The following is a 17,762-nucleotide window of genomic DNA, read 5'->3' on the forward strand; positions in this document are numbered from 1 at the left end:
CGTGGTCGGGTGAGGTTCCCGTCCCGCCCCGTGCCGAGATGAAATGCGCGGCAGGAGTTCGTGGCGTCCAGGATCACCGGTGACGGGTTCGGTGCCCGGTGAAACTCACGGATCGCCCGTTCCCTTCGCTTTCGGCTTTCTTTCTCGCTCGGCGCCGATTCGGTGGTGGTCGAACTGATGTTCGAGTATGATCTTGGTCATGACCCAGTCTCTTGCTTTTAATCCGAAAGCCGCTCACTTCCTCGATGCCGCGTATGACGAGGAGGTGGTGCTCCGTCGTGCGCAGGGTCGGCAGGTGCATTCGATAGCCGGGTTCGCCGCGGTGGGTGGTTCGCGAAGATCGGTGACCGAGGAGGTCGCTCTGGCCTTCTCGGTCTCCCGCAATCAGGCGTACCTGCTGGTCGAAACCTCGTGCGCTTTGGTGGCGCGGTTGCCGAACACGTTGGCGGCGCTGGAGAACGGTGACATCGATCTGTACAAGGCGTCGAAGGTCAGCCAGTTGACGCGTGAGGTGTCCGACGAGGTCGCCGCGCTGGTGGACGCGTTCATGACCAAGCGGCTCGCCGGTCGCGACCCGACGGCGATCCGGAAATCGGTGGATCACGCGGTGCAGAAGTTCGACCCCGACGGCTATCGGGAACGCGCCGAGCAGAAACGGGCGCTGCGGCATGTTTGGCTGGAACACGAAGACGAGACCATGTCGAAGCTGTCGGGCTACCTTCCCGCCGAAGTGGCGAGTTCGGTTTATGCGTCCCTGTCCCGTGCGGCCAAGGCCCGCCGCAAAGCCGACAAGTCCCGCACCTTGGATCAGCACCGTGCGGACATCTTCGCCGAACGGCTCCTCGCCGAAGACGGCCACGGCACACCGCGGGCGCATGTCCATGTCTATGTCGATTTGCTGACCCTGACCGGCGCCCGTGAGGACCCGGCGACGCTCGCCGGTTACGGCCCGATCCCGGGCTGGCTCACTCGGGAGATCGCCGTCGATCCCGGTTCGACCTGGTCCCGTTTGATCACCGACCCCGCCACCGGGCAGGTCCTCGAAGCCGGCCCAGGCACCTACCGGCCCCCTGCCTCACTGGCCCGCCTCATCAAAGCCCGCGACCGCGAATGCACCCACCCCGGCTGCCACCGCCCCGCCGAATTCTCCGAAATCGACCACACCACCACCTGGGCCCGCCACGGCCACACCGACCACCACAACTGCCACGCCGCCTGCAAAATCCACAACATGCTCAAAGAAGAACCCGGCTGGCACACAGAACCCACCGCCAACGGCGGCACCACCATCACCACCCCCACCGGCCGCACCTACACCGCCACCCCCGAACCACTCCACGACCCACGCCCCCAACCGGAGGACGACAACACCCCACCCTTCTAACCGGCCCGGACACCCTTGAAGCCACCCGGAAGCACGCCGGGCGGTGGCACCGGGGCGCCCAACGTCAGTTCGGTGGGGGAGCCGTCCGGGGCGCGACTTGAGCTGCCCTGTTGGAGCCTTGCGGTGGGCAGGCCCTGGCCGCCCCGGCGCGCCCAGGACCTGGTCCGGCGGGGAGCAGATAAGCACCTCTTGACGCCATCCGGCCACCTCGGGCAGCGACATCGGTGTGCGTAGAGCTCCTCCGGTTGGGACCCCGCCGTGCACGCCCGACAGCCGACCGGACGTGCGGCCAGGTCGTGGCACCCGCCGCGCCCAGGGCCCGTCCCGTTGGAAGCCATGCGCTAGCCAGGTCCCGTCACTCGGCGTGCGCAGGACTCGTCCGATTAGGACCCCCTGCGACGAACACACCCCACCAGGCCGCAAACCAGCCCCAAGAACCACGCGTATGAAGACCCCCCTCCCTCCCAGAGCCGAGGAAAGGAGCCCTTCACACACCCACCGAGGCGCCCCGGACCCCTAACCCCGCCCAGCAGCCGCCCGAGCCGCATCGAACGGAGCCCGGTCGAACACGATCCGCAACTCCACGATCTTCCCGTCCCGCACCGTCAGCAACTCGGCCCCGGGCGCGCTCGCCACCGGCAGGGTCGCCGTGTCGTACATCAGCAACGCGGTCGTCTCGTCCCCGAACGCCGAAAGCAGGGTCGACCCGGTGAGGATCTCGGTGAACGGGCCCATGAACCCGCGAAACGCCTCCGCGCCGGAAAGCGGCCCACCGGGCGTGTGGCAGACGATGTCGTCGGCGACGTAGGTCATCGCCTTCTCGAAGTCCTTGCCCGTCCACGCGCGGTGGTAGGAGAGCGCGACATCCAAGGCGGGACTGGTCATGATGGTTCCTTTCGTCGGTCTTCACCCCGTCAGACACCACTCGCGCCCCGAACGGAACGGTGCGCCGCGAAAATGACACGATCGGCTCATGAGCAGCGACGAGCAGGCGTTTCGCGAGCTCGCCGAGACGTATCGGCGCGAGCTCCACCTGCACTGTTACCGGATCCTCGGTTCCCTCACCGACGCCGAGGACGCCGTCCAGGAAACACTCCTGGCCGCATGGCGGGGCCTCGACGGTTTCGAGGGGCGCTCATCGCTGCGCACCTGGCTGTACCGCATCGCCACCAACCGCTGCCTCAACGTCCTGAGGGACGCGGGCCGCCGTCGCCCGCCCGAACCGGTACCGCCGTTCGACCCGCCGGAGCCGAGCCGCCGCGGTGAAGTGACCTGGTTACAGCCATATCCGGACGAACTCCCCGACAGCGAGCCCGGCCCCGAAGCGCGCTACAGCACCAGGGAGGCGATCGAGCTCGCCTTCATCACCGGTCTCCAGCTCCTCCCGCCGAGACAGGCCGCCGCGCTCGTCCTGCGCGACGTCCTGTGCTTTCCCGCCGGTGAGGTCGCGAGCATGCTCGGCACCACCGAGACGGCGGTCAAGGGCATCCTTCAGCGCGCCCGCGCCTCCCTCGACAAGCATCGCGAGCGCGCCGGGCACCGGCCGTCACCTCAAGAACGCGAGCTGACCAGGCGATTCGCCGACGCCTTCACCGCGGGCGACCTCGACGGCGTCCTCGGCCTGCTCACCGACGACGCCTGGCTCGCGATGCCACCCGCACCGCACGAGTACCACGGTCTCGACGCGATCGCCGGTTTCCTCCGCGTCACCATGGCCGTTCCCGTGGAGCGTTTCACCATGACGCCGGCGCGGGCGAACAACCAGCCCGCCTTCCGCTGCCGCCACGGCGAGACACCGGCCGGGCTGATGGTCCTCACCCTCGACGGCGACCGGGTCCGGGGCGTCACCAGATTCCTGGGGCCTCGTGAGTGGTAAAGACGGTTAGAACCGTCCTTACCACTCACGACATCGGTGGCCGCACCCGCCCGAGGTGTTCCCCAGGCGAGCCGAACAACCGCGCCGCACCATGCGCCCGCTTGAAATAGCGATGCGCCGGATGCTCCCAGGTGATCGCGATCCCGCCGTGCAGCTGGATCATCTCGCCCGCCACCGTCGCCAGCGCCTCCGAACAATGCACCTTCGCCACCGCCGCCAGCCTGCTCGACTCCGGAGCCGCGTAGGCCGCCGAACGGGCGGTCTCCACCAGCACATGGAGATCCGCCATCCGATGCTTCAGCGCCTGGAATCCGCCGATCGGCCTGCCGAACTGGTGCCGCTGCTTGCTGTAGTCCACCGTCAGCTCGAACGCCCGAGCCGCGGCCCCGGCCTGTTCGGCGGCCAAGACGGCGCACGCGACGTCCCGTAGCGCGCCGAGGTCGACGGGGCCGATCAGCTTGGCGGGGGCACGGTCGAAACTCACGCGAGCCAGCCGCCGGGTTTCGTCCATCGCCGGAGTCCGCTCTCGCCGCGCATCGGAGACCTCGTACAGCGAGCCGTCGGCCACGACCAGCAGGATCTCGGCCTCGTCGCCGTGGAGGACGTAGTGCGCCTGGCCCTCCACCACGGAGCCGGCGACACGGCAGGCAGGCGTGTCCCAGCGTCCTTCGGCATCGGTCCAGGCCACCGCGCCGACGACACCTTCGGCGAGGCGGGGGAGCAGCCGTTCGCAGGCTTCGTCGTTGCCCGTGGCCAGGACGGCGTGCACGGCGAGCACGGCCGAGCCGAGGAATGGGACGTCGGCGAGGACCCTGCCCAGTTCTTCGGCGACCACCTGCAGTTCCGCCGTCCCGGCGCCGAGCCCGCCGAACCGCTCGGGCACGGCCAGCGCCGCGACGCCGATCTGTTCGCACAGTTCCGGCCAGGGATCCGCTTCCCGGTCCAGCAGTTTCCGGACGCTGTCCCGCAGCGCGTCCTGTTCGGCGGTGAACGTCATGACAGCACCCGCTCCCGGTGGAATCGCGGCGTGCCCCAGGCACCGACCAGCGCGCGGACCCTGGTCAAGCGCAGGCCGAGCGCGTGCTCCGCGGTGTAGCCGATCGCGCCGTGCACCTGCAGCCCCGTCCGGGCGGCGAGATGCGCGGCATCGCCACACGCCACCTTGGCCGCGGAGACGTCGCGCCGGTCCAGGGTGACAGCCGCGCCGAACAGCAGCGGCTCGGCCAGCGTGAGCGCGGTCGCCACGTCGGCGAGCAGATGCTTGATCGCCTGGTAGCCGCCGATCTCGCGGCCGTACTGCTTGCGTTGCGCGGCGTAGGCGACCGACGTGTCGAGCAGCCACCGTCCCGCGCCGAGCAGTTGCGCGGCGGTGGCGAGGCAGCCCAGTTCGAACGCCCGGTCCGCGTCGAGCGCCGTGCCGAGATCGTCGCCGGTCACCGGTGGGAACAACCGGCGCGAACCGTCCACAGAGGACAAAAGTGCGCCGGGGGTGAACGCGCGGAGCCTGCCGTTCTCGACCGACAAACGCGCGTCCGCGACGTCGGAATCCAAGGCGTACGGCACGTGTGGCGCGTAGGCGACCGACGCCAGCGTCTCACCGGAAGCGACCGATGTCAGCAGCTCGTCGTCCAGCAAGGACGGCAGGACGGCCACGGTGTCGGTCCACGGCCCGGGAGCGCAGTGGTAGCCGAGCCGTTCGAAGCCGACGGCCAGATCGACAGGGGTGGCGCCGAGCCCGTCGTACTTCTCGGGGACCGCCAGCGCGGTGACGCCGAGTTCCGCCAGACGCCGCCAGATCTTGAGCCCGGGGCCGGGATCGCCCGCCGCCCAGGCGCGGTTGGCCGAGTCGGTGTCCACACCGGACAGAAGATCGTTCAGGCTGCGGGAGAACTGCTCCTGCTCGCCGGAGAGTGCGAACCTCATCGAGCCCCCTTCGGCAGGCCGAGCAACCGTTCGGCGACGATGGACCGCTGGATCTGGTCGGTCCCGCCGTAGATCGGTCCCGCGAGGGAGAACAGCCAGCCGTCGCTCCAGCGGCCCCGCAGTTCGGCGTCCGGGCCGAGGATGTCGAGCGCGGTCTCGTGGAGTGCGACGTCGAGATGCGACCAGAACAGCTTGTTGACACTGGATTCCGGGCCGAGCTCGGCACCGTCGGAGAGACGGGTGACCGTGCCCAGGGTGTACAGCTGGTAAGCTCTCGCGCCGATCCACGCGTCGGCGACCCGGTCCGCGGTGTGCGCGGGGCGCCCGGCGTCGTGCCAGAGCGAGACCAGCCGATCCGCCGCGGCGAGGAACCGGCCGGGACTGCGCAGGGACAGGCCGCGTTCGTTGTTCGCCGTGGTCATCGCGACCCGCCAGCCCTCGCCCGGCGTGCCGATCACGTCCTCGCCGGGGACGAAGACGTCGTCGAAGAAGATCTCGGCGAATCCCGGTTCGCCGTCCAGCTGGGGAATCGGCCGCACGGTGACACCCTCGGCCCGCAGATCCACCATCAGATAGGTGAGTCCCTTGTTCCGCACCGAATCCGGGTCACTGCGGAACAGGCCGAACGCGCGATCGGCGAACGCCGCCCGCGAACTCCATGTCTTCTGCCCGCTGACCCGCCAGCCGCCTTCGCAGCGGGTCGCGGTGCTCCGCAGAGCGGCGATGTCGCTGCCCGCCTCGGGTTCCGACCACGCCTGCGCCCAGACCTCCTCCGAGCGCGCCATCTTCGGCAGGATTCGGGCTCGCTGCTCTTCCGTGCCATGGGAGAACAGCGTCGGCGCGAGCATGAAGATACCGTTCTGGTTGACCCGCGACGGCGCACCCGCCGCGTAGTACTCCTCCTCGAACAGCACCCACTCCAGCAGGCTCGCGTCCCGCCCGCCGAACTCGCGCGGCCACGAGACGACGGACCACCGGGCGTCGGCCAGCCGGGCCTCCCACTCGCGGTGCTGGGCGAATCCTTCGGCGGTGTCGAACGACTTCAGCGGCTCGGCGGGAACGTTCGCGGCGAGCCAGGTGCGGGCTTCGTCACGGAAGGCGAGCGTGCGCTCGTCCAGGTCGAGGTTCATCATGAACTCGCGTCCCGCATCGAGCGCGCGTCCTGCCCGCCCAGCGAATCGCCGCCGGAGACCTCGGCGTTGTGCGCGTGCGCGAAGTGATGCAGCCCGAACACCGAGTCCATTCCGGACCGGAGGCCCATCAGATCCTCGGCCTGGTTGACGGCCTTCTTGGCGAGCGCGAGCCCCATTCGCGGCATCACCGCGATCTTCTCCGCCAGCGCCATCGTCTCGGTTTCCAGATCGGCGCGGGGGACGACGCGGTTCAGCATGCCCCACTCCTTGGCCTGCTGCGCCGTGAAGCGCTCACCGGTGAACAGCACCTCCTTGGCCGCGCGCGGACCGAGCACCCAGGGATGCGCGAAGTACTCGACGCCGGGGATTCCCATCCGCACCACGGGATCGGCGAAGAACGCGTCGTCGGAGGCGACGATCATGTCACACACCCATGCCAGCATCAGCGCGCCCGCGATGCACGCGCCCTGCACGCTCGCGATGGTCGGCTTCGGGATCTCGCGCCACCGGCGGCACATGCCGAGGTAGACCTCGGACTCGCGGGCGAACCGCTGATCACCAGCCTCGGCACCGACGTGGTCCCACCACAGCACCGCCTTGCGCTCGAACGAGACGTCCACGTCCCGTTCCGGTGTCCCGATGTCGTGCCCGGCGGAGAAATGCTTACCCGCCCCGGCCAGCACGATCACCTTGACCTCGGGATCGTCGACGGCGCGGGTGAACGCGGCGTCGAGCGCGTAGGTCATCGCCGAGTTCTGCGCGTTCCGGTACTCCGGCCGGTTCATCGTGACGACGGCCACCGGCCCGCGCCGCTCGTACTCGACGGTCATCCGTTCTCCTCCCGCAACACGCGTTTCAGTACCTTCCCCGACAAATTCCGCGGAAGCTCCGCCACGAAGTCGACAAATCGAGGAGTCTTGTAGTTGGCCAATTGGCCTTCGCAATGAGCGAGTACGTCCTCTGTGGACAGTGAAGCCCCGGAGGCGAGGCGGATGAAGGCCTTGCCGACCTCGCCGAGCCGCTCGTCCGGAACGCCGACGACGGCCGCTTCGGCGACCCCGGCCAGGCGGCTCAGCACCTGCTCGACCTCGGCCGGGTAGACGTTGAAGCCGCCGCAGACGTACATGTCCTTGATCCGGTCGACGATCTTCAGATACCCGCGTTCGTTCAGCACGCCGACATCGCCGGTGTGCAGCCAGCCGTCGGCGTCGACGGCTTTCGCGGTGGCGTCCGGATCGTCGAGATAGCCGAGCATCACGTTCGGCCCGCGCAGCAGGACTTCGTCGTGCTCGCCGAGTTTCACCTCGAAACCGGCCGTGGCGCGGCCGGAGAAGTTCGCCACCAGTTCGACGTCGTCCTCGGGGCGCGACATCGTGGCCACCACGGCCTCGGTGAGGCCGTACGCGGTGAGCACCGTGTCGATGCCCAGGTCCGTCCGCATCCGCTCGACGAGCGTGACCGGCACGGTGGCGGCACCGGTGACGGCGAGCCGGAGGCTGGACAGGTCGTGGTTCCCGCGTTCGGGTGCCTCCAGCAGCACCTGGTAGATCGTGGGCGCGCCGGGGAGCACGGTGATCCGCTCGGTTTCGATGAGCCGCAGGGTCTCCCGGACGTCGAAGGTGCGCTGGGGCACCAGGGTCGCGCCGCGCAGCACGGCGGCGAGGATCCCCGCCTTGTACCCGAAGCTGTGGAAGAACGGGTTGATCACGAGATAGCGGTCTTCTTCGGTCAAGCCACCGCATTCGGCCCAGGCGTCGGCGACGCTCAGCGCCTGCCGGTGGGTGCTCATCGCGCCTTTGCTGCGGCCGGTGGTCCCGGAGGTGAACAGGATGTCGCTGACGTCGCCGGGTTGTGCGGGGCTGACGAAGTCACTGTCGAAGTCCGAGAGCGCGTCCCATTCCGTAACGCCGTCGACAGGGTCTTCGGCGCCTTCGACAGGGATGCGCAAGACGGTGCCCGGGCGCGAGGAGCCGAGGTCCGCCAGCCGGTCCGTGCCGAGGAACGTGCCGGTGATCGCCAGCGCGGATACCTTCGCGCGCTCGAGGACGTCGACGGTCTCGCGGGCGGTGAAACGGGTGTTGACCGGGATCAGCGTCGCGCCGGCGTACAGCGCGCCGAGCCCGGCGACGACCCAATGCCAGGTGTTGGGGGAACAGATCGCGACCCGTTCGTGGCCCTCGAAGAACCGCGCGGCCCGCCGCACCCGGCGGGCGAGTTCGGCATAGGTGAGCCGGACTTCGCCGTCGACCAGCGCTTCCCGCCCGGCGAAGCGCTCCGCGGCCCTGTCGAGCGCCGCCGGGATGGTTCCTTCAGTCATCGAAGTCTCCCTAGCAAGTGCTTGGTAGGGTAGCCTACGCAGCAGGCTCTGGTTTGGCTAGAGGAGGCAGGCGTGGCTCAGGACGGTTTCCGTGACCGTGTGCGCACCTGGCTGGCGGACAACCTGCCCCCGGAACTGCGCGGTTCGGGCGGTCCGGGGCGGGAGCACGAGGCCTTCGACGAACGCGTGGAGTGGGAGCGGCGGCTCGCGGCGGCGGGCTGGACCTGTGTCGGCTGGCCGGTCGAGCACGGCGGCCAGGGCGCGACGCTCGAACAGCAGGTCGTCTTCCACGAGGAGTACGCGCGAGCGAACGCGCCGGCGAGGGTGAGTCACCTGGCGCAGGAACTCCTCGGCCCCACCCTGATCGCTTTCGGTACGCCGGAACAGCAAGAGCGGTTTCTGCCGCCGATCGTGGCCGTCGAGGAACTGTGGTGCCAGGGCTATTCCGAACCCGGCGCGGGTTCCGATCTCGCCGCCGTGTCGACGACGGCGACCCTCGAAGGCGACGAGTGGGTGCTGAACGGCCAGAAGGTGTGGACGTCTCTGGCGCACGTGGCCGACTGGTGTTTCGTCCTCGCCCGCACCGGGCCCGGCTCGAAACGCCACAAAGGACTGTCCTATTTGCTCGTCCCGATGCGGCAGCCCGGCGTCGAGGTCCGGCCGATCCGGCAGCTCACCGGAACCTCCGAGTTCAACGAAGTCTTCTTCGACGGCGCCCGTACGGCGAAAGACCTCGTCGTCGGCGAACCCGGCGACGGCTGGCGGGTGGCGATGGGCACGCTCGCGTTCGAGCGCGGTGTCGCGACGCTCGGGCAGCAGGTCGGCTTCCGCCGGGAACTCGAAGAACTCACCAAGATCGCGCCGGACGATCCGGTGATCGCCGAACGGATCGACCGCGCCTGGGTCGGCCTGGAGGTCATGCGGGCACACGCGATCCGCACCCTCGGCGACTCGTCGCCCGGCGTGGCGGAAGTGTCCAAACTGGTCTGGGCGAACTGGCATCGTGACCTCGGGGAGCTCGCGATGCTCGTCCGCGGCGCGCGAGGCATGCTCGCGGAAGACGGGCTCGACGCCTGGCAACGCCTCTTCCTCTTCACCCGCGCAGACACGATCTACGGCGGCTCCAACGAAATCCAGCGCAACGTCATCGCCGAGCGGGTGCTCGGCCTGCCAAGGGAGGTACGCCCGTGATCCCGGTGCCGAAGTACCCCGAGGGGGCGAACCTCCTGCGGGACAAGGTGGTCGTGGTGACGGCGGCGGCCGGCACCGGGATCGGTTCCGCGGTGGCGAAACGCGCGCAGGAGGAAGGTGCCCGCGTCGTGATCAGCGACTGGCACGAGCGGCGCCTCGGCGAGAAGGCGGCCGAACTCGGTGACGTCCACGCGATCCCCTGCGACGTCACACAGGAAGACCAGGTGCAAGCGCTCATCGACGGGGCCGCGGCGCACTACGGCCGGATCGACGTGCTCATCAACAATGCCGGGCTCGGCGGCACCAAGTCCATAGTGGACATGACGGACGACGAGTGGGCGCGGGTCATCGACGTGACCCTCAACGGCACGTTCCGTGCGACGCGGGCCGCGGTGAACCGGTTCATCGCCCAAGGCGACGGCGGGGTGATCGTCAACAACGCGTCGGTGATCGGCTGGCGGGCGCAGGCGGGGCAGGCCCATTACGCGGCCGCGAAGGCGGGCGTCATGGCCCTCACCCGGTGTGCGGCCGTCGACGTCGCCGAACACGGCATCCGGGTCAACGCGGTCGCGCCGAGCCTGGCGATGCATCAGTTCCTCGCCAAGGTGACCAGCGAGGAACTGCTCACCGAACTCACCGCGCGCGAGGTCTCGGGGAGGGCGGCGGAACCCTGGGAAGTGGCGAATGTGATGGTGTTCCTCGCCAGTGAGTACTCGTCGTACCTCACCGGCGAGGTCGTGTCCGTGAGTTCCCAGCATGCGTGAGGTAGCGATGAAAGCCAGCCCCGGGTCCCGCCGCGCCGAACTGCTCGCCCTGGCGGCGAAGCTGTTCGCCGAGCGCGGTTACGTCTCCACCACCGTGCGGGACATCGCGGACGCGGCCGGCATCCTTTCCGGCAGTCTCTACCACCATTTCGACTCGAAGGAGTCGATGGCCGACGAGATCCTCACCGGATTCCTCGACGAACTCTTCGGCGCGTACGCCGAGATCGTCGCGGAAGGGAAAGGCCCGAGGGAAACGCTCGAAGCCGTCGTCGTGGCGTCGTTCGAATCCATTCACCGGCGGCCCGCCGAGGTGGCGATCTACCAATCCGAGGCGAAGCACCTGATGCAGTTGCCGCGGTTCGACTACCTCAACGACCGCAACACCGAATTCCGCAAACTGTGGAACGGGATCCTCACCGACGGCATCGCGGCGGGCGTGTTCCGCGAGGATCTCGACGTCGAACTCACCTACCGGTTCATCCGCGACACCGTCTGGGTTGCGGTGCGCTGGTACAACCCCGGCGGCACGCTGAGCGCGGACGACGTCGCGCAGCAGTACCTCGGGATCCTGCTGGACGGCATCGCGACGACGAAAAGGAGGCGGCGTGGCTGAAGCGTATGTTCTCGACGCGGTCCGGACCCCGGTCGGCAAACGCGGGGGAGCCCTCAGCGGTGTCCATTCCGCGGACCTCGGCGCCCACGTGATCCAAGCCGTGGTCGAGCGGACGGGGGTCGACGCCGATCTGGTGGACGACGTCATCCTCGGCTGCTGCGACACACTCGGGCCGCAGTCGGGGAACATCGCGCGCACGGCGTGGCTCGCCGCGGGGTTCGGGCACCACGTGCCGGGCGTGACGATCGACCGGCAGTGCGGTTCGAGCCAGCAGGCCGTGCACTTCGCCGCGCAGGCGGTGCTGTCCGGGACGATGGACCTCGTCCTCGCCGGCGGCGTGCAGAACATGAGTGCCATCCCGATCAGCGCGGCGATGCTCGCCGGGCGCGAGTACGGCTTCGACGATCCGTTCTCCGGCTCGAAAGGCTGGCAGGAGCGGTACGGGAGTGTCGAGGTCTCGCAGTTCCGCAGTGCCGACATGATCGCCGAACACTGGGACCTGACCCGGGAGGCGATGGAGGAATTCGCGTTCCGCAGCCATCAGCGCGCGATCGCGGCCATCGACGAAGGCCGCTTCGCCGCCGAGATCACGCCGTTCGCCGGTGCCGCCCTGGACGAGGGGCCCAGGCGCGACACCAGCATGGAACGGATGGCCGGGCTCAAGCCGCTGAGCGAGGGTTCGCGGATCACCGCCGCCGTGGCCAGCCAGATCTCGGACGGCGCCAGCGCGGCACTCATCGCGTCGGAGAAGTTCGTCGAGGAACACGGTCTCACCCCGCGCGCCAGGATCCATCACCTTTCCGTGCGGGCGGCCGATCCGGTGTGGATGCTGACCGGGCCCATCCCGGCGACCGCGCACGCGCTGCGTAAGACCGGGCTTGGCATCGACGACATCGACCTGTTCGAGGTCAACGAAGCGTTCGCGAGTGTCGTCCTGGCGTGGATCGAGGAGACGGGCGCCGATCCGGAGCGTGTCAACGTCAACGGTGGCGGGATCGCGCTCGGTCATCCCATCGGGGCGACCGGGACGAAACTGTTCGCGACCCTGCTGCACGAACTCGAACGGCGCGGTGGCCGCTACGGGTTGCAGACGATGTGCGAGGGCGGCGGCACGGCGAACGTCACGATCATCGAGCGGCTTTGACACCCCACACCGCGAGCGCGAGAGCGCTGAAGGCCGCACCGAGCAGGCAGACGCCGATCCAGCCCGCGACGGCGTAGACGGCGGTCGCGCCGATCGCGCCCAAACCGCTGCCGGCGGAGTAGAAGATCATGTACCCGCCGATCAGCCTGCTTCCGGCGTCCGGCCGGAGCGGGTAGATCAGGGTCTGGCTCGTGACGTGCACGGCCTGGACGGCGAGATCGAGCAGGATCGCGCCAGCCACCAGCGCCCACAGTGACGCGCGGGTGAACCCGAGCGGCACCCAGGAAAGCAGCAGCAGGCCAAGCGCGAGGCCGGTCGTCCACCGCGCGCGGCCGCGATCGGCGAGCCGTCCCGCGGGTGCGGCCGCCAGCGCGCCCGCGACCCCGGCCAGCCCGAACGCGCCGATCGCGGTGTGCGACAGGCCCTCCTCGCTGAGCGGCAAGGCGACCGAGCTCCACAACGTGCCGAACGCGGCGAAGATCAGCAGCGCGAGCGTCCCGCGCGTCCGGAAGACGGGCTCCTCGGCGAAAAGGGACAACGTGGACCGCAGCAACCGCCCGTAGCCCATGGTCTTTCCGCCTGGGGAGGCAGGAAGGACGCGGTAGAGCACGATCGCGATCACCACGGTCACCCCCGCGGACACGACGTACACCGCGCGCCAGCCGGCGAGGTCGGCGAGCGTGCCGGACACCGTGCGCGCGAGCAGGATCCCGAGGACGACGCCGGTCGTCACGAGACCGACCACGCGCCCGCGTTCGCCGGGTTCCGCCAGCGACGCGGCGAACGCGACCAGGAGTTGTGTGACCACCGCGAGCACGCCGATCGCCGCCATCCCGGCGAACAGCACCACCCCGTTCGCGGCGGTCGCGGCGACCAGTTCGGCGACCGCCAGCAGCGCCAGCAGACCGGCGACGAGCCGCCGTCTTTCGAGCAGGTCACCGAGCGGGACCAGGAGGAACAGGCCGAGGCCGTAGCCGAACTGGGTGAGCGTGACGATGCCGCCCACGGTCGAGGGGGCGATGCCGAGATCGGCGCCCATGGTGACGAGCAGGGGCTGGGCGAAGTAGATCGTGGCGACGGCCGTCCCGGCGGCCACGGCGAACAACAGGACGACACCGCGATGCACAGAACCCTCCAGATGGTTTCAACTTGCTACCGCCTGACGGTAAGGGATCGTGGTTGTAAGATGCAACCATGGTGAAGCGGACGACGTTCGACGAAGCCTCATGCCCGGTGGCGCGCTCGGTCGACACGATCGGCGACTGGTGGTCGCTCCTGATCGTGCGTGACGCATTCGACGGCGCGCGCCGCTTCGGCGAGTTCCAGCGCAGCCTGGGTGTCGCGAAGAACATCCTGTCCGCGCGGCTGCGGGCGCTCGTCGGGCACGGGGTGCTCGAGGTGGTCCCGGCTTCGGACGGGAGCACGTACAGCGAGTACGTCCTGACGCCGAAGGGGCGAGACCTGTTCCCGGTGATCGTCGCGCTGCGGCAATGGGGAGAGGCGCATTTCTTCGCGGACGGCGAGCCGCGGTCGGAACTGGTGGACCGCGACGGCGGGCTTCCGTTGCGAGGGCTGGAGATCCGGGCTTCGGACGGGCGGGTGGTCGGGCCGGACGACACCGTGGTCGTGAAGCCACCGTCCTCGTGAGTGGTAAGGACGGTTAGAACCGTCCTTACCACTCACGAGGTCATGGATCGGGGCCCTCCCAGGTGAGTCAAGCCTGGAAGAGCCCCGACCGGAAGCGGGGAGCCCGGAGGGCGGTACCCGGCGGAGCCCGAATCACCGTCGGTCCCGGTACCTCCCGGCGTCCCCAGGGGGTGGCGGTGGGTGCGGAGGCCCAGCTGCCCACCGCCACCCGAGGGGACCGCGGCCGCCGCGCGCGGCCCCGGTCCGTTCGCGCTCCCGGGTCACCCGGCGGGAACGCGAGCCCAGGGCATCCTTTCCGGCGCCGGAACGGCCTCGGTCGGGGTCTCGGACAGGAAGTCCCGCTCGAACGGGGCCAGGATGTCCTCCCCGATCGGCGTCTCCGCCAACGAAGGAGCGGCACGGAACACCGGCTCGGGCACCGGCAGCCGCCGGTCGAGTTCGGCCGTCCAGTGCATCATCGCCTTCGGCCGGTCCCAGCCCGCCGCGCCGATCAGCCTGCCGTCGCGGACGAAACCGGTGACGCCGTCGGAAAGTTCGATCGTGTCCTTGCCCAGCGAAGGCATCCCGACGGTCTGCAACCGCGCGTCGTAGAGGGACGACCAGGCACGGGGGAGCGGCGTGTACGGCCGCGCGTTGCCACGGCCCAGCATCAGGCTTTCCGCCGCCGCGCGCCCGGATTCGACACCGTTCATCCAATGCTCGACCCGTCGTGGCGTCTCGTCGATCCGCAGGTTCGGCCATTTCGCGACGTCACCGGCGACCACGACGTCCTCCGCCCCGGTGGCGAACAGGGTCGCTTCACACAGCACGCCGTCGTCGATGGTCAGCTCCGATCCGCGCAGCCAATCCACGGCCGGCACGCTGCCGATCGAAAGCACCACGCAACTGGCCACCAGGAACTGGTTGTTGGTCAGGTGCAGGCCGACCGTCTCCTTGGTGCTGATCCAGTTCCGCACCTCGGTGTTCATCGCCAGCTTGGCGCGATGGTGCTGATGCTCCTTGGTGAGCGCCGACGCGATCCGCTCCCCGAAGCGGTGCAAAGGCGCCTTCGCGTGGCCGATGAGCGTGACGTCCCGGCCCATGTACCGCATCGACGCGGCGAACTCGTTCCCGATCAGCCCGCTGCCGATCACCACGACGGATTTGTTGCTGTTGCCCAAAGCCCGCCGGACGGCCAGTGAATCCTCCACGGTGCGCAGCACCCGGACCCGAGGGTCGTGGCGCGGCGAGCCGGGGAGATGCCGGGGATGGACGCCGGTCGCGATGATCAACCCGTCGTACCAAAGGGATTCCCCGCCCGGCAGGTGTACCGTGCGCTCCTTGCTGTCCAGCCAGGTCGCGCGGGTGCCGAGCCGCCAGTGGACGTCCAGATCGACGTAGGGCTCCAGGCTCGCGGCCACCGGTTTCACCCCGCCGGTGATGAGCTCCTTCGACACCATCGGCCGGTGGTACGGCTTCCGCGGCTCGTCGCCGACCAGCACGATTTCGCCGTCGAAACCGAGCTCCCGCAACCGTTCCGCGGAGCGGAGACCGGCGACACCCGCGCCGACGATGACGATCCGATCCCCGTCACTCATCGTCGTACGCTCCTTCTCCCTTGACTCTGATGGCTTGTTTCGGGCAGAGCCGCGCGGCGGAGATGGCCTGGTCCAGCCCGTCCCGGTCGACCAGCCGGCGGATGCGGAGCTTGCCGTCCGGCCCGATCTTGAAGGTGGACGGCGCCTCCATCTCGCAGAAGCCGAAGATCTCGCACCGCTCGTTGTCGACGCTGACGCGGGTGCCACGCCGTATGCTTCCGAAGATCATCTTTCGTCTCTCCAAGTCTTCAGACCAGCTCTTCGACCAGGCCCAGCCGTTCCAGGTACCGGGTCGGCGTGAACCGCAGCGCGGTCAGCAGCACCACGGGGACCAGCAGGGTGATCCCGCCGAACCACAGCAGGCCGAGATGCCCGTTGGCCATGGCGCCGAAGAACGCGTGCAGCGCGGTGATCCCGACCGCCGGATAGGCGAGCCGGTGGATCCACAGGAAGCGCCGATAGGAGCTGAACCGGCTGATCCCGCCGGTCAGCGCGACCGCGATCATCACCTCGAGACCGACGACGCCGAGTTCGTGCCGCGCCAAGGTGCCCGGCAGGAGCGGGATCGTGACCTGCGCCAGGGTGAAACCGTCGGGCAGGAACAGGAACGACATCGCGTGCACGACGCCGAACGACAGCGTCAGGATGCCGAGCACCATATGCGAGTTGCGCAGCGCCTTCCGCCCGGTCAGCGATTTGATCCAGCCGGTCGCGGTGAACACGCCCCAGCACAGGGTGAGGCACATGAAGCCGTACGAGATCCGGGCGGAGGTCTGCGCCATGCCCTTGATACCGGGGTCGGTGTCCGCTTTCTGGGTCAGCACGATCACCACCTCGGACCACTGGTCATACATTGATCTCTCCTGGGGCACTGGGAACCGGATCCGGTTCGGGGGCGGCCGCGCGGTTGCGGGTCCGGGTGTTCTTGCCGCGCAGGGTCCGGATGGCGAAGAACAGTCCGCCGCCGAGCACCACCGCGAGCAGCAGGCCGAGCGCGAGGTCGCCGAAACCGACGTCCATCGCGGCGTTGGCCGAATTCGACTGCGGCACCGGGGCTTCCGGCATCAGCGACTGGTCGACGACGCCGGTGCTCTCCAGCAGGGTCATATGCCGCAGCACCGCCTGGTTGGCCGTGGTGGCGTAGTCGCGGACGACGTCGTTGCGGGTCCCGGCCCTGACCTGCGCGATGACGGGGAACAGGATCCCGTGCGCGTACCGGAGGCGGTTGGCGAAGATCCGGTCGAACTCGGTGCCGTCGCGGGCGGCCTTCATCTCGCCGAGCCACGCGGACTGCTGGTCCGAGGGCTCGGACGGCAGGGCGATGCCGAACCGGTCGGCGATGGCGTGCGTCGCGGTGTCGAGCCTGCCGTGGTCGATCATCAACGTCCGGCCGACTTCGCGGGTCCGTTTGCTCTTCCCTCGTTCCTGCGCCCACATCCCGGCCGGCATTTCCCACAGCCCGGCCAGTTTGACGTTGACGATCAGGTTCTTGTCGGCCGCGGAGAGCTCTTGGGCGTGCGCGGCACCGACTGGGCCGAAGAGGCTCACCACGGCCGCGATCAGCAGGACGAGCAGCGGGCGGGCGAGTCTGGGGAGGTCAGATGCCGAGGTCATCGGCCTGCCAGGTCTCGGCGGTCAGCAGCACTTTCGTCCCGTCCGGTTTGGCGGGGAACCACGCGTCGTCGGCGCCTTGCCCGCCGGTGTTGCCGGGCATCGCGTCCTTGGCGTTGCGGTAGAGCGGCCAGCCCGCGAGCGTGATCTGCTCGGTGCCGTCGTCCCTGGTCACGGTGCCGACCAGGGCCCGATCGATCCCGGTCACCACGAGATCGGCGCCCGCTTTGGCCGGAATCCAGGTCCGCGCACAGGTTTCGGCGCAATTGGACTTGGGCGGATTCACCGTGTCCTTGTCGTAGCGGTAAAGCGTGAAGCCGTTCGTGTCGGTGACGATCGGCCCGAGATCGAACAGGATCGCCGCCGTGACACCGGGGACGGGTTCGGCCGCGGGGTCGGGCATTCCCGGGATCTGCGCCGCTCCTGCGGTGGAGCCCGCGCCGGGAGAGCCGTTCGGTCCCGCGGTACCGGTGGTGCAGGCGGCGGTCAGCGTGACCGCGACCAAGGTGAGGGTAAGAGGTATGACCGAGCGTGACACGGGGTTCACGGAAATCCTCCTGTCGGGGCCAGAGGAGAACGCCA

Annotated in this window: 19 protein-coding genes; 7 read left to right on the forward strand and 12 right to left on the reverse strand. The window is 69.1% G+C overall.

What is annotated here, in order from left to right; genetic code table 11:
- Nucleotides 1-343 precede the first annotated feature (343 nt).
- Nucleotides 344-1,384 carry a DUF222 domain-containing protein gene (locus tag ACFWIW_RS11900; RefSeq protein WP_378368541.1) on the forward strand — a complete coding sequence of 347 codons (1,041 nt, stop codon included), beginning with the start codon at nt 344-346 and terminating at the stop codon, nt 1,382-1,384.
- 516 nt (nt 1,385-1,900) lie between these two features.
- On the opposite strand, the gene ACFWIW_RS11905 is transcribed toward ACFWIW_RS11900, so the two are convergent.
- Nucleotides 1,901-2,269, reverse strand: a complete 369-nt coding sequence (locus ACFWIW_RS11905) for a nuclear transport factor 2 family protein (RefSeq protein ID WP_378368431.1) — start codon at nt 2,267-2,269, stop codon at nt 1,901-1,903.
- 88 nt (nt 2,270-2,357) lie between these two features.
- On the opposite strand from ACFWIW_RS11905, the gene ACFWIW_RS11910 reads away from it, so the two are divergent.
- The gene (locus ACFWIW_RS11910) at nt 2,358-3,260 is read left to right on the forward strand and encodes an RNA polymerase subunit sigma-70 (RefSeq protein WP_378368432.1); all 903 of its coding nucleotides are present in this window, start codon (nt 2,358-2,360) and stop codon (nt 3,258-3,260) included.
- Nucleotides 3,261-3,285: 25 nt separating this feature from the next.
- Here ACFWIW_RS11910 and ACFWIW_RS11915 read toward each other — a convergent pair whose 3' ends face one another.
- The 5 genes from ACFWIW_RS11915 to ACFWIW_RS11935 are packed head-to-tail and all read right to left on the reverse strand — an operon-like array spanning nt 3,286 to nt 8,633.
- A complete protein-coding gene (locus ACFWIW_RS11915) occupies nt 3,286-4,257 on the reverse strand; it encodes an acyl-CoA dehydrogenase family protein (protein WP_378368433.1) in 972 nt (323 codons plus the stop codon).
- Nucleotides 4,254-5,183 carry an acyl-CoA dehydrogenase family protein gene (locus tag ACFWIW_RS11920; RefSeq protein WP_378368434.1) on the reverse strand — a complete coding sequence of 310 codons (930 nt, stop codon included), beginning with the start codon at nt 5,181-5,183 and terminating at the stop codon, nt 4,254-4,256. The genes ACFWIW_RS11915 and ACFWIW_RS11920 overlap by 4 nt, the downstream gene beginning before the upstream one ends.
- Complete coding sequence (locus ACFWIW_RS11925; RefSeq protein ID WP_378368542.1) at nt 5,180-6,313, reverse strand: acyl-CoA dehydrogenase family protein; 1,134 nt, start codon at nt 6,311-6,313, stop codon at nt 5,180-5,182. The genes ACFWIW_RS11920 and ACFWIW_RS11925 overlap by 4 nt, the downstream gene beginning before the upstream one ends.
- Nucleotides 6,313-7,146: an enoyl-CoA hydratase gene (locus ACFWIW_RS11930; RefSeq protein ID WP_378368435.1), complete on the reverse strand. Its 834-nt coding sequence runs from the start codon at nt 7,144-7,146 to the stop codon at nt 6,313-6,315. Before ACFWIW_RS11930 ends, ACFWIW_RS11925 begins: the two co-directional genes overlap by 1 nt.
- A complete protein-coding gene (locus ACFWIW_RS11935) occupies nt 7,143-8,633 on the reverse strand; it encodes a FadD3 family acyl-CoA ligase (RefSeq protein WP_378368436.1) in 1,491 nt (496 codons plus the stop codon). Before ACFWIW_RS11935 ends, ACFWIW_RS11930 begins: the two co-directional genes overlap by 4 nt.
- A gap of 72 nt (nt 8,634-8,705) precedes the next feature.
- Between ACFWIW_RS11935 and ACFWIW_RS11940 the strand changes: the two genes are divergently transcribed.
- Genes ACFWIW_RS11940 through ACFWIW_RS11955 form a run of 4 tightly spaced genes read left to right on the forward strand, consistent with a single transcriptional unit; the run spans nt 8,706 to nt 12,345 of the window.
- Nucleotides 8,706-9,824, forward strand: a complete 1,119-nt coding sequence (locus ACFWIW_RS11940; RefSeq protein ID WP_378368437.1) for an acyl-CoA dehydrogenase family protein — start codon at nt 8,706-8,708, stop codon at nt 9,822-9,824.
- Nucleotides 9,821-10,588 carry an SDR family oxidoreductase gene (locus ACFWIW_RS11945; protein WP_378368438.1) on the forward strand — a complete coding sequence of 256 codons (768 nt, stop codon included), beginning with the start codon at nt 9,821-9,823 and terminating at the stop codon, nt 10,586-10,588. The genes ACFWIW_RS11940 and ACFWIW_RS11945 overlap by 4 nt, the downstream gene beginning before the upstream one ends.
- Nucleotides 10,589-10,595: 7 nt before the next feature.
- Complete coding sequence (locus tag ACFWIW_RS11950) at nt 10,596-11,201, forward strand: TetR/AcrR family transcriptional regulator (protein ID WP_378368543.1); 606 nt, start codon at nt 10,596-10,598, stop codon at nt 11,199-11,201.
- Nucleotides 11,194-12,345 carry an acetyl-CoA C-acetyltransferase gene (locus tag ACFWIW_RS11955; protein ID WP_378368439.1) on the forward strand — a complete coding sequence of 384 codons (1,152 nt, stop codon included), beginning with the start codon at nt 11,194-11,196 and terminating at the stop codon, nt 12,343-12,345. Before ACFWIW_RS11950 ends, ACFWIW_RS11955 begins: the two co-directional genes overlap by 8 nt.
- Here ACFWIW_RS11955 and ACFWIW_RS11960 read toward each other — a convergent pair.
- Nucleotides 12,329-13,471 carry an MFS transporter gene (locus ACFWIW_RS11960; protein WP_378368440.1) on the reverse strand — a complete coding sequence of 381 codons (1,143 nt, stop codon included), beginning with the start codon at nt 13,469-13,471 and terminating at the stop codon, nt 12,329-12,331. The genes ACFWIW_RS11955 and ACFWIW_RS11960 overlap by 17 nt on opposite strands.
- A gap of 68 nt (nt 13,472-13,539) precedes the next feature.
- Between ACFWIW_RS11960 and ACFWIW_RS11965 the strand changes: the two genes are divergently transcribed.
- A complete protein-coding gene (locus ACFWIW_RS11965) occupies nt 13,540-13,992 on the forward strand; it encodes a winged helix-turn-helix transcriptional regulator (RefSeq protein ID WP_378368441.1) in 453 nt (150 codons plus the stop codon).
- Between the two features lie 260 nt (nt 13,993-14,252).
- Here the strand turns inward: ACFWIW_RS11965 and ACFWIW_RS11970 are convergent, their stop codons facing one another.
- From ACFWIW_RS11970 to ACFWIW_RS11990, 5 genes are read right to left on the reverse strand one after another with little or no spacing between them, the layout of a single operon-like run.
- Nucleotides 14,253-15,569, reverse strand: coding sequence for an NAD(P)/FAD-dependent oxidoreductase (locus ACFWIW_RS11970; RefSeq protein WP_378368442.1), 1,317 nt, complete (start codon nt 15,567-15,569; stop codon nt 14,253-14,255).
- Nucleotides 15,562-15,798 (reverse strand): ferredoxin, encoded by a 237-nt coding sequence (locus ACFWIW_RS11975; protein WP_378368443.1) that lies wholly within the window; start codon nt 15,796-15,798, stop codon nt 15,562-15,564. The genes ACFWIW_RS11970 and ACFWIW_RS11975 overlap by 8 nt, the downstream gene beginning before the upstream one ends.
- A 19-nt stretch (nt 15,799-15,817) precedes the next feature.
- The gene (locus ACFWIW_RS11980) at nt 15,818-16,423 is read right to left on the reverse strand and encodes a ferric reductase-like transmembrane domain-containing protein (protein ID WP_378368444.1); all 606 of its coding nucleotides are present in this window, start codon (nt 16,421-16,423) and stop codon (nt 15,818-15,820) included.
- Nucleotides 16,416-17,183 carry a DUF4142 domain-containing protein gene (locus tag ACFWIW_RS11985; protein ID WP_378368445.1) on the reverse strand — a complete coding sequence of 256 codons (768 nt, stop codon included), beginning with the start codon at nt 17,181-17,183 and terminating at the stop codon, nt 16,416-16,418. Before ACFWIW_RS11985 ends, ACFWIW_RS11980 begins: the two co-directional genes overlap by 8 nt.
- Nucleotides 17,167-17,727, reverse strand: coding sequence for a hypothetical protein (locus ACFWIW_RS11990; RefSeq protein WP_378368446.1), 561 nt, complete (start codon nt 17,725-17,727; stop codon nt 17,167-17,169). Before ACFWIW_RS11990 ends, ACFWIW_RS11985 begins: the two co-directional genes overlap by 17 nt.
- Nucleotides 17,728-17,762: the final 35 nt, after the last annotated feature.

The sequence above is a fragment of the Amycolatopsis sp. NPDC058340 genome (genome assembly GCF_042723975.1).
Lineage (GTDB): Bacteria > Actinomycetota > Actinomycetes > Mycobacteriales > Pseudonocardiaceae > Amycolatopsis.

Coding starts and splice junctions, on each gene's coding strand:
- ACFWIW_RS11910 (WP_378368432.1), top strand. CDS start 2,358: ATGAGCAGCGACGAGCAGGCGTTTCGCGAGCTCGCCGAGACGTATCGG.
- ACFWIW_RS11925 (WP_378368542.1), bottom strand. CDS start 6,313: ATGAACCTCGACCTGGACGAGCGCACGCTCGCCTTCCGTGACGAAGCC.
- ACFWIW_RS11915 (WP_378368433.1), bottom strand. CDS start 4,257: ATGACGTTCACCGCCGAACAGGACGCGCTGCGGGACAGCGTCCGGAAA.
- ACFWIW_RS11935 (WP_378368436.1), bottom strand. CDS start 8,633: ATGACTGAAGGAACCATCCCGGCGGCGCTCGACAGGGCCGCGGAGCGC.
- ACFWIW_RS11980 (WP_378368444.1), bottom strand. CDS start 16,423: ATGTATGACCAGTGGTCCGAGGTGGTGATCGTGCTGACCCAGAAAGCG.
- ACFWIW_RS11985 (WP_378368445.1), bottom strand. CDS start 17,183: ATGACCTCGGCATCTGACCTCCCCAGACTCGCCCGCCCGCTGCTCGTC.
- ACFWIW_RS11950 (WP_378368543.1), top strand. CDS start 10,596: ATGAAAGCCAGCCCCGGGTCCCGCCGCGCCGAACTGCTCGCCCTGGCG.
- ACFWIW_RS11975 (WP_378368443.1), bottom strand. CDS start 15,798: ATGATCTTCGGAAGCATACGGCGTGGCACCCGCGTCAGCGTCGACAAC.
- ACFWIW_RS11965 (WP_378368441.1), top strand. CDS start 13,540: ATGGTGAAGCGGACGACGTTCGACGAAGCCTCATGCCCGGTGGCGCGC.
- ACFWIW_RS11920 (WP_378368434.1), bottom strand. CDS start 5,183: ATGAGGTTCGCACTCTCCGGCGAGCAGGAGCAGTTCTCCCGCAGCCTG.
- ACFWIW_RS11930 (WP_378368435.1), bottom strand. CDS start 7,146: ATGACCGTCGAGTACGAGCGGCGCGGGCCGGTGGCCGTCGTCACGATG.
- ACFWIW_RS11905 (WP_378368431.1), bottom strand. CDS start 2,269: ATGACCAGTCCCGCCTTGGATGTCGCGCTCTCCTACCACCGCGCGTGG.
- ACFWIW_RS11970 (WP_378368442.1), bottom strand. CDS start 15,569: ATGAGTGACGGGGATCGGATCGTCATCGTCGGCGCGGGTGTCGCCGGT.